Consider the following 12,874-nt stretch of genomic DNA (forward strand, 5'->3'; position numbering starts at 1 on the left):
AAATACTAGTGGAATAGTAAGTGTTTACTTATCTTTTTCGGTCTTGTACTCAGGACCGAAGAAATATCGAAACATTTAGTGGAAGATTTGGAAAGAATTTTAGAAATTCGTAATTCTGTCATGTGACCACGATGAGCTTATCTTCAAACACTTTTATAGATTTAACTCGATTGAACCAAATTAAATGTTACGGCTTCGCTAAGTTTTTGATAAATGTTAATGTGGCATAAGGTTCCGGCCGGAAACGGTAATCAGGATCTGCCAATACGTCCAGAATCTTTCCGTCCTGCCCGATTACGAACCGGGCGGGAATTGGAAGTTCCCAGGCAGAACCCTCATTGATCTTCTGGATATTATTATTAAATCTTTCCATATACAGATCTTTTAAATATTGAGGAAATTCGTACACCAATCCGAATGCTTTTCCGGTTTTGTTGTCATCATCAACAAGAAGATTATATTTCAAATGCAATTCTTCAGCTTGCTTTTCTGTTCGGCTAAAACTTTGTGGCGACAATACGACCAAATCTGCTCCGTTGGCCTGAATTTCAGGATAAAACAGGTCTAAAGCTTTTACTTCTTCGACACAATATGGACACCAGCTTCCTCTGTAGAAGCTAACGACCAACGGTCCCTTTTTTAATAATTCGTAGGATGAGATGATCTCTCCGTTTTGATTTTTAAGATTAAATTCAGGAGCGTGATCGCCTTTTTTCAACACTTTATCCAACGCTCCTGAATCACGGAGAAACTCAATATGTCTTTCCATTGTTTCATTTTGTGCAGCTGTTAATTTGGAACCCCAAAAATCTCTGTGCTTTTTAAGACGTGTTTCTAACTGAAAGTTTTCTGTATTTTTCATTGTTTTGATGATTAAAGGTTAGTTATAATTGATCAGCTAAAGGAAAATCAATTTCAAGGTTCGTAAGATTGTGAATGTAATTGCTAATGATCTTGTCGCCAACGACCATAATGACGTCGATCAGATTAGCTTCAGTATATCCGGCTTCAAAAAACGCGTCAACGCTTTCCTGAGCGGCCTTACCACGATTTTCAACGACAGAAGCCGTGAATTTTGCCAAAGCATCTAATTTTGTATCAAAGGAAGCTTTACCACTGCGGATCTCTAAAATATTTTCTTCTGAAAAACCATTCATTTTACCTAAAACCGTATGGGCAGATTGGCAGTAACGGCATCCGTTGATCTGGCTCGTTACCAGATTGATCACTTCTCTTTCTTTAGGTCTTAATGTGCTTTTACGATTCTGGAATCCAAGATAATCGCTTAATGCAGTTTCATTCTTCCCAAAATAGGCGTATAGATTCGGCACAAAGCCAAGACCTTTCTGAAGATTCTCGAAAATGTTTTGATTGTTGGAAGAAACTTCGTTGCGTGTAGGAACTGTAAATGTTCTGTTGTCTGTTGTACTCATATTCTTTCTTTATATATAAATTATTTGTCATTATTGACATTACAAAGGTGCGGCAATCACCGCTGCGAGTACAATCAACTAGATTAGGAAATCAACAGAAACCAGTTGAACATAAAAAGTGAAACTGGATTAACTTTTTTTGGAGACCCTTATGTTTCGGAGTTTAGAAAGATATTGGGTGGTCATGCCCAGGAAAGAGGCCAAGGCGTACTGAGGAACACGCTGAGTGATGGAAGGATATTTTTTTTCGAATTCCTCATAACGTTCTTCAGCAGTTTTTGTAAGGTTGCTGATCAATCTTCTCTGCATCGCTGCCACTGAGCTTTCTGCCATTTTTCTAAAAAAAGTTTCGAATTTGTGGTTAACAGCTTTTAAGTTTTGTTCACTTTGGTAATCGATCTGCAGTATAATGCTGTCTTCCAAAGCCATGACAAACATTGATGCCGGCTGCTGGAAGATATATCCGTTGTAATCTGAAATCCACCAATCCTCAATGGCAAACTGGACAGTATGTTCCTCGCCTTCATCAGCGACAACATATGCTCTGAATGCACCTTGTACCACATAATTTCTATATTTAGGAACAAAATCCGGCTGGATGATGAATTGTCTTTTCTTGATTTTGGCTACTTTGAAATAGGAAATAAACTCCTTCATTTCATCCTCGGTAAGGGATACTTTTTTACTGATGTGATCGATAAGCGGCTGAAATGAATCCATATCTATTTCTAAAATTTACATTGCTAATATAAGATATAAAGTTTTATTTGAAAAAATGTAGCGTGTTATGTCGTTCTATTTGGAAAAAATAATATTGTTGATAGATACTTTGTAATCTATATTCCGGGCATCTCCTTGAATTATTTAGTTATAAAAATTATCCCCATCTATTTTTGTTTTCGAATACGGCTCAATGTTTCTTTTGTAATTCCCAGATACGATGCTATCAGGTGCTGCGGGAATCTCTGCAGAAACGCCGGATGAGTTTTAAAAAGATTATTGTACCGCTCAACAGCAGGAAGACTTATCGCATTATTTACGCGGTTTTGCATTGCTATTCTGTAGTTCATGTCCAGTCGTTTTGTCAATTCGTGAAAGCAGTAACTTTTGTCATTTCTTTAATGCCTTCTTGCGAAATCATCAGTATTTTGGTGTCTTCACAAGCTTCAATGTTATAAATAGTCGGCTTGGAGCCCAAAAGACTTTCCCGATCCGCAACCCACCAGTTTTCCAGATAAAGATTGATAACATTTTCTTTGCCTAAGTCATCTTCAGAATATTGTTTCATTGAGCCTTTGATGATAAAACCACAGTATTTGCAGATTTCTCCCTGTTTCAGAAAGAACTGTTTTCTGCCAATTTTTTTGTAAACAAACAACTCTCTTATAAATTCTTTGTCTTCGGAACTCAATGGTGATGTGCTGTGTTCTTCTATGTAACTTAGATAACTGTTAAAAATGGATGTTTTTTAATTTTGTGACGGATGAAAAATTGCACATTTAGTTAGCTTCTTTAATTTAGTCTTGAATAATACACACTATTAAATAAAGAAAAACTAAATTAGTTGTGCAAAGAAATTGTTATGCCTAAAAACGATTCAATTACATTAAATAGAATGGATTACAGCAGTGGGATTGCTGTTGGTATTTGGAACGGATCTACACCAGGTATTATAAAAGCACTTTCACCTCACAGGCACGATCATTATACTTGCATGCTAATTGAAGCTGATCAGCTTGAAGTTGTATTTGATTTTAAGCATTTAACAATGCCGGTGGGGACACTTTTTATCTCTCCTCCTGGACAAGTTCATCAGATTCTAGAGACTCTTAGCGCAACCGGTTGTTATCTGTCTTTTGAAAGCCGTCATATCGGTAGAACGGCACAAACCAGATTGGATAATTTGTTAGAGGAAACCTTGATTATCGCTCTCTCTAATAATGAGCGTGATTGGTTTAGAACAATCTTTGATTCAATGATGAAATTACAAGATCTGAATGATAGCGCTTACAGGCAAGTTGAAGAACCATTGCTTTCAGCTTTTATTGAACAGGCAGTTTTATGCTACAAACGCCAATCATTCATTAATTCCGAAAGTATCAGTCTACGTTCTATCAGTCTCACGAAGGAATTCAGGAATCTTGTAAAATCACATTTCCGGAGTATAAAGCGTCCATCTGAATTTGCAGAAATGCTTAATATAACTGTTGGACATCTAAGCGATACAGTAAAAAAAGTAACTGGTTTATCCGCTTCCGAACATATACAAAAGGAAGTGATGAATGAAGCGCAAAGATTGCTCTACTATACGGAAATAAGCATCAAGGAAATTTCCTATCAGCTAGGATATCAAGATACCAAATATTTCATCAGGCTGTTTAGTAAAAAAGCAGGTTGCTCGCCAAGTGAATATCGGAAGAAATACGCTGAAAACTCAGACCAAACCTTAGATCATTAAGATTGTTCCTTATTTTGTCCACCTTTTACCTTAATTTGTGAGTGGCGTTGCATATGCCAATTGCTCAATTTTGTAAGACAAAAAAATTACTTCTAAAGAAAATTTAAGTCTTATGATTGGACAGAATTTTGTTGAAAGCTCAGTATACTCATTGTCAAAAACTCCCGAGGGAATAGTCGACTCTTTTCTTGCTCATATGAATTCTTTCCATACGGAGACTATGCTTCGTTTCTATGAGGAAGATGCAATCTTTATTAATGATAACGGTGAGCCTAGGAGAGGAAGATTGGAGATTGCGCGAGAATTGGACTGCTTCTTTAAATTCGGTTTGCCAATCAAAATTACAACAAGGAATGTTTATGTAGATGGTAATCTAGCATCACTAATCTTGGGCTGGAGTATAGCAGGTATTGCGAATAATGGTGAAAAAATATGTATGCGAGGAACATCTAATGATTATGCTAAAAGAGGAACCGATGGATATTGGAGATACTGGTTTGAAAATCCCTTTGGTGTTCAAGTGCGCAGCTTATTTTAAAAAACTTTACAATATTAAAAAAATCAGATATGAAAATTTTAGTAGTAGGAGGTACAGGTCTAACAGGGAGGCTTGTAACTAACAAATTGGAAAAACTTGGTCATAAAGTAGTAATTGGTTCGCCATCACAAGGTGTAAATATCCTTACTAGTGAAGGGCTTCAGGAAGCATTGACCGGAACTGAAATAGTAATCGATCTATCAAATTCATCTTCTCCCGAAGGAGAAAATGCACTTCGATTTTTTGAGACTGCGGGAAAGAATCTTGTCAAAGCAGAATTGAATGCTAGTGTTAAGCATCATATCGTTCTATCAATTGTAGGAACAGATGATGCATTGGAAATCGGTTATCTTAGAGCAAAAAAACTTCAAGAGGATACTATTAAAAACTCAGGTATACCTTACACTATAATTAGGTCAACACAATTTCACGAACATGTGGAAGCCATCATCCAAGTTCAGGGAGAAGGGGATAAAGTTTTTGTTTCGAACTTAGACTATCAGCCAATTGCACTTGATGATGTTGCCGAGTTCATAGTACAATTTTCTTTGGAAGAACCTAAAAATAATACCATTGAAATTGCAGGACCAAGACGTGGCAAAATGGAGGCTTTTGTCTCTGAGTATATTCAAATTACCGGTCAGGATAAAAAAGTGATTATAGACAATGAAAATAAGTATATGCATTTTGTTGTTCCTACTTCACTTTTAGTCCCCGCTGGTCAGTACTCCGTTGGTCAGGTACTTTTTGAGGATTGGGCACTTGAAACATTTAAAAGCTAAATTTCACCTTTGGAAATCAGGAAATGGTTTAATTAAGATTTTGAAAATTATTTTTGTTTTCGGATACGACTCAATGTTTCTTTTGTAATTCCCAGATACGATGCTATCAGGTGCTGCGGGAATCTCTGAAGAAACGCAGGATGAGTTTTAAAAAGATTATTGTAACGCTCAACTGCAGGAAGGCTAATTGCATTGTTAACGCGGTTTTGCATTGCAATTCCGTGGTTCATGTCCAGTCGTTTTGTCAATTCGTTGAAAGCCGGAACTTTTGTCATTTCTTTAATGCCTTCCTGCGAAATCATCAGTATTTCGGTGTCTTCACAAGCTTCAATGTTATAAATAGTCGGCTTGGAGCCCAAAAGACTTTCCCGATCCGCAACCCACCAATTTTCCAGATAAAGATTGATGACATTTTCTTTACCCAAATCATCCACAGAATATTGTTTCATTGCTCCGTTAATAATAAAACCGCAATATTTGCAGATTTCTCCCTGTTTCAGAAAAAACTGTTTTCTGCCAATTTTTTTGTAAACAAACAACTCTCTTATAAATTCTTTGTCTTCGGAGCTCAATGGTGATGTGCTGTGTTCTTCTATGTAACTAAAAAGGATTAAAAAACTGTCTTGATTGATATTCATATGAAATGCTAACCTTATTCTAGATTTACGAATTTAATGAAAATAATCTAGTCGTTATAGACTATTATAAAGTCCAAATTAAAAATTGAATTTATTCAACACAAAATATTTATTATCAAATATCAACAATTTCCGTTTGGTACTCCCTATAAATTTGTAGTATAAATAACAATTTAAAATATAATTACAATGGCAACAAAATGGAACCTGGACCCGACACACAGTGAATTGACTTTCAAAGTTAGACATATGATGATATCAAATGTCAAAGGAAATTTCACCAATTTTGATGTACAGCTGGAAGCGGAGGACGATACTTTTGCAAACGTAAAAACAGTGGCAACCATTCAGACAGATTCTATCTCTACGTATAATTCCGACAGAGACAATCACCTGAAGTCTGCAGACTTTTTTAACGTTGAAGTACATCCTACAATCACTTTCGAAGCTTCAGCGCTTAGTGACGATGTAACCGGAAATCTTACCATCAACGGAATTACAAAACCAATTACCCTTGATGTAGATTTCAACGGAATCAAGACAGATCCTTACGGAAATATAAGGGCGGGATTTTCTTTCGAAGGAAAAATCAATAGGAAAGATTTCGGACTTACTTGGCACGCTGCACTTGAAGGTGGAGGAGTAATGGTAAGTGATGAGGTAAAATTGGCAGGTGAATTACAGTTTGTAAAACAGCAATAAGCAGACTTGCATATAATAGAAAAGCCTTTGGAACTTCAAAGGCTTTTCCATTTTGTAGGTGTGATCAATGGAATTTATTTCCGCTGAACATTCCCGTCTCACTGTATTTGGCATCTTTTTTTATCTGAAATAAAACCAGGTCACTTTCTGTAGTCGCTTTTAGAGGAAGATTTTCTTCAAGAATCACGCTGTTGCCTTTTGCAATGATCTCGTTTCCGATTTTAATTCCTCCGTTGAAACAGTAAATAAAATTGATGAATTCTTCATTCCATTCTGGGATTTCCACAACTTTATCTTTTTGTAGTCTGATGTCGAAAATATTAGTTTCTACCCTTAATTTCAATGGTGAATCAGCTCTGTTTCCGGCGACCAATCTCCAGATATTTTCACTGAAAACATTTTCAAATTGATTAAACTGAACCTGCGGTGGCAAATCATTTTCAGAAGGTCGCATAAATATTTGGAGCATTTCCACATCTTCTTCGGCACTTTCTTCGTGTGAAATTCCGCTTCCGGCATTCATCAACATCATATAAGAATTATTCAGATGTTCCTTTTTGCCGGTGCTGTCCATATGAATCATCTTTCCGGAACGGATGTATGAAAATATTTCGTCATCCTGATGCGGATGCATCGGAACTAAACCGGGAGGTTTAAATAAGGCGTGGTCAATTCTTCCAATGGTTAAAAATCCCGTATCATTTTTTCCGAGATTGGTTCCGGGATACAATATTTCGACGTGAAATGTCTGATTTCCGTGTGTATGCTTTTCTAAAGCTCTAATGATTTTCATAATGTAGGTTTTAATATTACAAAAGAAACACCGCTTTACTTCCGAAAGAATGTTTCTTTCATGAACTAATTTTTAATGATAGTTTAAAATTCCAACCAGTTTTCCTCCGTTTGGACTGGTCCAGTCAATCGCCAGTTCAGAAATAATCTGGTCAACTGTCGTGATAATTGCCCCTGCCTGTCTCATTCTTTCTAAAGCTAGATTATCGCCGTATTGGGTGTAAGAAGCTGATGCATCTGCGGAAACCTGCACTTCATATCCTTCATCCAGCATCTGTAAAACCGGAAAAGTGACACAAATTTCAGTAGTAACACCTGCTACGAAAAGTTTTTTTCTGCCTAACGCTTTTACTGCTTCATTGAAACCTTCGTGATGCATCGCATTTACAATTCCAGGACGTTTGATTCGAGCTTCAAAGGCTTCGGGTAAAATTTCTTGTAATTCGGGAATCAAAGGCCCCTGAACTTGGTCTTCCATACTTGATGTTAAAATTACAGGAAGATTTAGGGCTTTTGCAATTTTTGCCAGCTTAATGGCATTTTGTTTTACCAAATTAATGTCGTGAGAATGTGTCCACGCCATTGTTCCTACTTGGTGGTCGATAAGTAGTATCGCTGCGTTTTCCGGATTGAATGCTTTTGTGTGCATAATAAATGTATTTAAGTTAATATTATTTTATTCTGTACTTCAGCCGTGTAATTGCTTATTGTACAGGACAAAATTAGGATGAGTTGATTCGTGAAAACGGTGATATTTGATACAAAAAACTTGTGACAAATGTCAATGAACTTAATTAAGTGTTTGATTTTAAATATTAATAAGGTAAATGTGTTTTTGCAAATGAATTTTCGAGAAGAAAATAAAAGAAAAAGTTTGTAAGGAAAATTGCCAACTCTTCGGGAAATGATGCCTAACTGTTGCCAGCTCTGAAGCCGCAACTTTGTACCGTCAATAATGACAAACAATTTTAAAACATATTATTATGGCACGCATTAAAGCATTAAATCCGGAAGAAGCTACCGGAAAAACAAAAGAACTTTTTGATACGGTAAAATCTAAAATGGGAATGGTTCCTAATATGATGAGAACATTGGGGAATTCTCCCGCAGTACTGAATGCTTATCTGGGATTCAATGCAGGATTGAGCTATTCGTCACTTGGCGGTAAATTAGGAGAATTGATTGCCCTCACCGTCGCCAATGAAAATGGTTGTGACTATTGTAATGCCGCTCACAGTTTTGTAGGCGGTAAAATGGGAATCAGCGAACAGGAAATTGATGGTGCAAGAAATGGATTTTCTTCTGACACTAAAATAAATGCAGCATTAACTCTCGCAAAAGAAATCCTGAATAAAAAAGGAGCAGTTTCCAACGAATCTTTGGAAAATTTAAGAGCTGCTGGTTTTAATGATACACAGATTCTTGAAATTTTAGCACAGGTTTCGTTAAGTATCTTTACCAATTATGCCAATATTTTATCAGAAACAGACATCGATTTTCCGAAATTGGCACCTATTTTTAAAAACTAATCAAATTTAGATTAGCGATTTAGTGATGATTGAAAATCGTCCTGGGAATCAATAGGACGATTTTTATCATTTTAAGATTGAATATAATAAATGACAATTGAGCGAAAATTTTTAAATTTGATGAATAACGATTTTCTTTATCGCCTCAAAAAACTAAAATGTACGAACCACTTTTTAATTATATAGAACGCTACAGCAATTCAATTCTTTCCTCAGAAGAAAAAGAAAAGATCCAGTCGCTGTTGCTGCCGAAAAAATTAAGGAAAAAACAGTATTTTCTTGAAGAAGGAAATGTTTGTCCATACACAGGTTTTATCCTCAAAGGGGCAACGAGACAGTTCAGCGTAGACAGTCATGGGATAGAGTACATTCTGCAATTGGCGGTAGAAGACTGGTGGATTGTTGATCGCCAGAGTTTTATGAATCAGATGCCTTCCAAATATTACATCGAAGCTTGGGAAAATACGGAATTATTGATTTTACCAAGACCTAATCTTGATGCTTTTCTTGAGATTCCGTCAGTGAGAGATATGTTTTGGAAAATGAGTGAAAACAATCATATTGCTTCACAAAAACGAGTGGATGACGCGATAAGTCTCAGTGCTTTGGAGCGCTATGAAAGTTTTGTGAAACTTCATCCGGATATGATTCAGAGATTTCCTTTGCACCAGATTGCTTCTTATTTGGGAATCTCCCGTGAAACGCTCAGCAGAATCAGAAAGCAGAGTTTTCGTTAATTAGGTTCTGTCACATTGATTGTGACAAATGTCAACGATTTCTAGTTTGGCACTGATGTAAATTTGTTTCGTTAATAATTTAAAAAATCAAAACTATGGACTCCGATATTAAAATTATAGACGAGAAAAGTGGCAAAAGGCTGGCAGTTGCAGGAGGAAATTACCGAATCGTTATTTCTGGTGAAGAAACGGAAAACCGTTATGCTGTCATCGAGATGACTGTTCCGCCGAATGGAGGTCCGCCACCACATTTTCATCCGAATACCCATGAAACTTTCTATGTTTTGGAAGGCGAAGTTGAATTTAAAACTGAAAAAGGAAAAACGGTTGTATCCAAAGGTGGGTTTGTGAAAATTCCTTTTGGAGGCGCTGTTCATTGCTTTAAAAATGCTTCGGATTCTTTCGCTAAACTTCTCTGTACCGTAATGCCTGCAGGTTTGGAAAAAATCTTTGAAGCCATCGGACAGCCGGTTTCCGAAGTTGAGTTTTTGCCAATTCTGGAAATGACGGAAGAACGGAAAAAGTTCCTGCAAAATCTGGATGAAAAGTTTGGACAGAAAACTTTTCCGCCTGATTATTTAGATTGAAATCAACTATAATTAATCAAAATCAGTATGATTTTCACCAATAATTCTAACGAGGTTTTACAGATTTATGATCTGAATCCCTCCAATTCGGATGTTATTTTTGATGTTAATAAAACAGATCTCACATTTATCTGGAATACGGGAGAGAGTATGGAGATTATGGTTGATAAAACCTTATTTAAGCTTAAGAAAAACCAAATAATTTTTCTTACCGAATTTCATAAAATAGATTCTATTGAGTTTGAAACGGCAAGAATGATAAGATTTAACCAGCCTTTTTTCTGCATCATCAATCACGATAACGAAGTGGGAAGCAAGGGCTTACTGTTCTTTGGAGCTTCGAATATTCCGGTCGTTACCATTGAAGAAAGCATGGTAAGGGAATTTGAAATTTCTTGGGAAATTTTCTGTTCAGAAATGCAGAAAGTCGATATTTTACAACGTGATATGCTTCAGTCTTTGCTGAAGCGATTGTTGATTTTATCCGTAAGAATTTTAAGGCAATCCAATAATTTCAATAAGCTTGAAAACAGCCAGAGTGATATTATCCGTGAGTTTAATTATCTGGTGGAAAGTCATTTTACAGAACATCACGATGTGGCTTTTTACGCATCTCAACTGAATAAATCTCCCAAAACATTATCCAATTTATTTTCCATTGTTTCGCAATGTGCCCCGCTGAACATTATTCACGACAGAATTATGATGCATGCAAGGAAACAGATTAATTATTCCAATTTATCGATAAAGGAAATTGCCTACGAACTGGGCTATGACAATATCCAGACTTTCAGCCGGTTTTTTAAAAGTAAAGAAGGCATTTCTCCCGTTCACTACCGTAAAAAAGCTATGGAATTGGTGGCTTAATCGGCATGCTGGATATCGGCTTTGTGCGGATACAACAGTTTAAGGCCGGTATTTCCAAATACATGATTCATCAGGATGCTTTTTCTCTGGTGCTGCCTAAAAAGCCACCCAATGAAAAAGGCCAGTTTTAAAGCGGTGAAAAAACTGGGCAACGAACCTTTATCTTTTTCTCGAGCGATGACAGTACCTTTTATTACACCTAATGATAAGTATCTGTGAAGACCATGGATTTAACCCCAAAAACTATCAATACCCTAACCATTTATAAATTGGTAGAAGAAGGTTTACGTATTGCCATTGTGCCAACAGGCTTGCAATACGGCTATCAGGAAAACGTGAAGTTTATAGAGATGACTCATATCCCAGAACGAACGGAGCTGTATATGACTTCGATTATTCCAAAATCCGTTTTTCCAATTTTTGAGTTAGTTCATCCAATGGAACAGGAAGTTTCTGTGCTATAAAAGGCAGAAAATCTTTTAATAATGGATGGCTAATAAAATCAATCGGCAGGCCTTGTTGTGAACGCAATTGCAGAAGTGCTATAATTTCTATTGGAAAATATTGCCATCTTTCACGATTAAATGCAAATGTTAAATCATCCTTACTATTGGCTATATGGAAATTGCACATTCCATTTATCCATTCGTTTAAAGAATCAGTGTTAGTGGTATGTAGCTCACTAATAGCCATCTTATAATCTGTAATGGGAGATTTACAATAGCTCAGAATTTGAGAAGAAATATTAGAACACCCCGATTGATCTAATAAACAAGAGGTTAAATATAATGTGCTACTGTAACGAAATTCCAAATTGTCTGGATAGATTTTAAATTGTTCTTCAGTAGCAATGAGAAAATCAAGAAGATGCTTTGCCAAATGTTTAGCTTTTATTGCTAAGAATTATATGCCTGATTGCTACCATAAAGTAAAGATTGCAAAACATTACTTTTCACAGCACAAGGCATCCAAATGCAGTATTACTACTTGAAAATGGTTCAGATATTCATATAGTATCTAAAAGGTTAGTACACAGGAAATTAAGAACCACTCAGATTTATGCAAAAATTGTTGATTCTAAAATGAAAGAAGCTGTCGAAATGATACCGGAAATGTTAATTGTTTTTTAATTAACCGACGCTAATTAATTGAAGTGATCCGAGATTCTGTGCTTCACAGCTTAATCCGGCAGCTTAATCCCTATAGAGGCGGGTTAATAAAAAATTTTACCTTTTGTAATCACAAGAAGACCCTCACTTTCCAACTGCTTGATTGTTCTTATGACAGTTTCAACTCTTAAACCGGTAAGGGAGGCGATCTCCTGTCTTGTAAGTAATACTTCATCCGGATTGGTTGAAGAATCATTTGATACTTTTAAATATCGAAGTAAATTAATAGTTTTCTCTGCGGGATTCTCTAAAGCAAGTCCCCTCATCATGTAGGTATAGTGCAAGCTTTCGGCAATACTTTCATAAAGATCCCGTAGAATAGCTGGATTATCCTTTAGCATTAGATCAAAATCCGACTTTTGCAAGATGAAAATCCGACAATCCTCCATTGCAATAGCACTTACAGAATACTGATGTTTTAAGAACAGGAACAATTCACCCAAGCAATCTCCCTGATTAAACATATGGTGAATAAACTCACGACCCGGCTTTTTCTGACTAACAATTTTTACTCTTCCGGTTAGAATCTGAAAGTAGGCGAGTGCTTCTGTATTTTCCTGAAATACAAACTGATTCTTGGCATAATTTGCAATTTTAGCACCAGAACTCATAAGAAGGTCTTCATTTATCAGCATACGTCGT

19 protein-coding genes are annotated in these 12,874 nt (G+C 36.3%); 9 read left to right on the plus strand and 10 right to left on the minus strand.

Features of this window, described 5'->3' with window-relative positions; genetic code table 11:
* Positions 1–187: 187 nt before the first annotated feature.
* The 5 genes from CLV73_RS01665 to CLV73_RS19050 form a co-directional block, all read right to left on the minus strand.
* Entirely contained in the window at positions 188–862 is a 675-nt protein-coding gene (locus CLV73_RS01665; RefSeq protein WP_100375167.1) for a peroxiredoxin-like family protein, read from the minus strand.
* A gap of 22 nt (positions 863–884) precedes the next feature.
* On the minus strand, positions 885–1,433 hold the full coding sequence (locus CLV73_RS01670) for a carboxymuconolactone decarboxylase family protein (RefSeq protein ID WP_100375168.1): 549 nt from the start codon (positions 1,431–1,433) through the stop codon (positions 885–887).
* Between the two features lie 129 nt (positions 1,434–1,562).
* Positions 1,563–2,153, minus strand: coding sequence for a Crp/Fnr family transcriptional regulator (locus CLV73_RS01675; protein WP_100375169.1), 591 nt, complete (start codon positions 2,151–2,153; stop codon positions 1,563–1,565).
* A 167-nt stretch (positions 2,154–2,320) separates the two neighbouring features.
* Positions 2,321–2,503 carry a cyclic nucleotide-binding domain-containing protein gene (locus CLV73_RS19045; protein ID WP_228424145.1) on the minus strand — a complete coding sequence of 61 codons (183 nt, stop codon included), beginning with the start codon at positions 2,501–2,503 and terminating at the stop codon, positions 2,321–2,323.
* A 14-nt stretch (positions 2,504–2,517) separates the two neighbouring features.
* On the minus strand, positions 2,518–2,844 hold the full coding sequence (locus CLV73_RS19050; RefSeq protein ID WP_228424147.1) for a Crp/Fnr family transcriptional regulator: 327 nt from the start codon (positions 2,842–2,844) through the stop codon (positions 2,518–2,520).
* A 171-nt stretch (positions 2,845–3,015) separates the two neighbouring features.
* Here CLV73_RS19050 and CLV73_RS01685 point away from each other — a divergent pair, with 171 nt between their 5' ends.
* The 3 genes from CLV73_RS01685 (at position 3,016) to CLV73_RS01695 (ending at position 5,211) form a co-directional block, all read left to right on the plus strand.
* Positions 3,016–3,891 carry an AraC family transcriptional regulator gene (locus tag CLV73_RS01685; RefSeq protein WP_100375170.1) on the plus strand — a complete coding sequence of 292 codons (876 nt, stop codon included), beginning with the start codon at positions 3,016–3,018 and terminating at the stop codon, positions 3,889–3,891.
* 112 nt (positions 3,892–4,003) lie between these two features.
* Entirely contained in the window at positions 4,004–4,429 is a 426-nt protein-coding gene (locus CLV73_RS01690; RefSeq protein ID WP_100375171.1) for a YybH family protein, read from the plus strand.
* Positions 4,430–4,458: 29 nt separating this feature from the next.
* Positions 4,459–5,211, plus strand: a complete 753-nt coding sequence (locus CLV73_RS01695; RefSeq protein WP_100375172.1) for an SDR family oxidoreductase — start codon at positions 4,459–4,461, stop codon at positions 5,209–5,211.
* 47 nt (positions 5,212–5,258) lie between these two features.
* Here CLV73_RS01695 and CLV73_RS01700 read toward each other — a convergent pair whose 3' ends face one another.
* The gene (locus tag CLV73_RS01700; protein WP_100375173.1) at positions 5,259–5,849 is read right to left on the minus strand and encodes a Crp/Fnr family transcriptional regulator; all 591 of its coding nucleotides are present in this window, start codon (positions 5,847–5,849) and stop codon (positions 5,259–5,261) included.
* 189 nt (positions 5,850–6,038) lie between these two features.
* On the opposite strand from CLV73_RS01700, the gene CLV73_RS01705 reads away from it, so the two are divergent.
* Positions 6,039–6,551: a YceI family protein gene (locus CLV73_RS01705; RefSeq protein ID WP_100375174.1), complete on the plus strand. Its 513-nt coding sequence runs from the start codon at positions 6,039–6,041 to the stop codon at positions 6,549–6,551.
* 64 nt (positions 6,552–6,615) lie between these two features.
* Here CLV73_RS01705 and CLV73_RS01710 read toward each other — a convergent pair whose 3' ends face one another.
* Together CLV73_RS01710 and CLV73_RS01715 are read right to left on the minus strand one after the other, a co-directional pair.
* On the minus strand, positions 6,616–7,344 hold the full coding sequence (locus CLV73_RS01710; protein WP_100375175.1) for a pirin family protein: 729 nt from the start codon (positions 7,342–7,344) through the stop codon (positions 6,616–6,618).
* Between the two features lie 72 nt (positions 7,345–7,416).
* Positions 7,417–7,992 (minus strand): isochorismatase family protein, encoded by a 576-nt coding sequence (locus CLV73_RS01715; RefSeq protein WP_100375176.1) that lies wholly within the window; start codon positions 7,990–7,992, stop codon positions 7,417–7,419.
* 334 nt (positions 7,993–8,326) lie between these two features.
* Between CLV73_RS01715 and CLV73_RS01720 the strand changes: the two genes are divergently transcribed.
* From CLV73_RS01720 to CLV73_RS01735, 4 genes are all read left to right on the plus strand, one after another.
* Complete coding sequence (locus tag CLV73_RS01720; RefSeq protein WP_100375177.1) at positions 8,327–8,872, plus strand: carboxymuconolactone decarboxylase family protein; 546 nt, start codon at positions 8,327–8,329, stop codon at positions 8,870–8,872.
* A 158-nt stretch (positions 8,873–9,030) separates the two neighbouring features.
* Entirely contained in the window at positions 9,031–9,609 is a 579-nt protein-coding gene (locus tag CLV73_RS01725) for a Crp/Fnr family transcriptional regulator (protein ID WP_100375178.1), read from the plus strand.
* 95 nt (positions 9,610–9,704) lie between these two features.
* Positions 9,705–10,196 carry a cupin domain-containing protein gene (locus tag CLV73_RS01730; protein WP_100375179.1) on the plus strand — a complete coding sequence of 164 codons (492 nt, stop codon included), beginning with the start codon at positions 9,705–9,707 and terminating at the stop codon, positions 10,194–10,196.
* Positions 10,197–10,223: 27 nt separating this feature from the next.
* Positions 10,224–11,063, plus strand: a complete 840-nt coding sequence (locus CLV73_RS01735) for a helix-turn-helix domain-containing protein (protein ID WP_100375180.1) — start codon at positions 10,224–10,226, stop codon at positions 11,061–11,063.
* A 393-nt stretch (positions 11,064–11,456) separates the two neighbouring features.
* Here the strand turns inward: CLV73_RS01735 and CLV73_RS18820 are convergent, their stop codons facing one another.
* Entirely contained in the window at positions 11,457–11,942 is a 486-nt protein-coding gene (locus CLV73_RS18820) for a hypothetical protein (RefSeq protein ID WP_157798694.1), read from the minus strand.
* Positions 11,943–11,998: 56 nt separating this feature from the next.
* Between CLV73_RS18820 and CLV73_RS01745 the strand changes: the two genes are divergently transcribed.
* Positions 11,999–12,193, plus strand: coding sequence for a tyrosine-type recombinase/integrase (locus CLV73_RS01745; RefSeq protein ID WP_100375181.1), 195 nt, complete (start codon positions 11,999–12,001; stop codon positions 12,191–12,193).
* Positions 12,194–12,276: 83 nt separating this feature from the next.
* On the opposite strand, the gene CLV73_RS01750 is transcribed toward CLV73_RS01745, so the two are convergent.
* On the minus strand, positions 12,277–12,867 hold the full coding sequence (locus CLV73_RS01750) for a Crp/Fnr family transcriptional regulator (RefSeq protein ID WP_100375182.1): 591 nt from the start codon (positions 12,865–12,867) through the stop codon (positions 12,277–12,279).
* Between the last annotated feature and the right edge of the window lie 7 nt (positions 12,868–12,874).

It is taken from the genome of Chryseobacterium geocarposphaerae, assembly GCF_002797535.1.
Classification (GTDB): Bacteria; Bacteroidota; Bacteroidia; order Flavobacteriales; family Weeksellaceae; genus Chryseobacterium; species Chryseobacterium geocarposphaerae.

Bases quoted from the DNA above. Each gene is read 5' to 3' on its own strand.
- CLV73_RS01665 (WP_100375167.1), bottom strand. From the start codon at position 862: ATGAAAAATACAGAAAACTTTCAGTTAGAAACACGTCTTAAAAAGCAC.
- CLV73_RS01695 (WP_100375172.1), top strand. From the start codon at position 4,459: ATGAAAATTTTAGTAGTAGGAGGTACAGGTCTAACAGGGAGGCTTGTA.
- CLV73_RS01715 (WP_100375176.1), bottom strand. From the start codon at position 7,992: ATGCACACAAAAGCATTCAATCCGGAAAACGCAGCGATACTACTTATC.
- CLV73_RS01690 (WP_100375171.1), top strand. From the start codon at position 4,004: ATGATTGGACAGAATTTTGTTGAAAGCTCAGTATACTCATTGTCAAAA.
- CLV73_RS01735 (WP_100375180.1), top strand. From the start codon at position 10,224: ATGATTTTCACCAATAATTCTAACGAGGTTTTACAGATTTATGATCTG.
- CLV73_RS01720 (WP_100375177.1), top strand. From the start codon at position 8,327: ATGGCACGCATTAAAGCATTAAATCCGGAAGAAGCTACCGGAAAAACA.
- CLV73_RS01700 (WP_100375173.1), bottom strand. From the start codon at position 5,849: ATGAATATCAATCAAGACAGTTTTTTAATCCTTTTTAGTTACATAGAA.
- CLV73_RS01725 (WP_100375178.1), top strand. From the start codon at position 9,031: ATGTACGAACCACTTTTTAATTATATAGAACGCTACAGCAATTCAATT.
- CLV73_RS01670 (WP_100375168.1), bottom strand. From the start codon at position 1,433: ATGAGTACAACAGACAACAGAACATTTACAGTTCCTACACGCAACGAA.
- CLV73_RS01685 (WP_100375170.1), top strand. From the start codon at position 3,016: ATGCCTAAAAACGATTCAATTACATTAAATAGAATGGATTACAGCAGT.
- CLV73_RS01705 (WP_100375174.1), top strand. From the start codon at position 6,039: ATGGCAACAAAATGGAACCTGGACCCGACACACAGTGAATTGACTTTC.
- CLV73_RS01750 (WP_100375182.1), bottom strand. From the start codon at position 12,867: ATGCTGATAAATGAAGACCTTCTTATGAGTTCTGGTGCTAAAATTGCA.
- CLV73_RS01675 (WP_100375169.1), bottom strand. From the start codon at position 2,153: ATGGATTCATTTCAGCCGCTTATCGATCACATCAGTAAAAAAGTATCC.
- CLV73_RS19045 (WP_228424145.1), bottom strand. From the start codon at position 2,503: ATGAACTACAGAATAGCAATGCAAAACCGCGTAAATAATGCGATAAGT.
- CLV73_RS01730 (WP_100375179.1), top strand. From the start codon at position 9,705: ATGGACTCCGATATTAAAATTATAGACGAGAAAAGTGGCAAAAGGCTG.
- CLV73_RS01710 (WP_100375175.1), bottom strand. From the start codon at position 7,344: ATGAAAATCATTAGAGCTTTAGAAAAGCATACACACGGAAATCAGACA.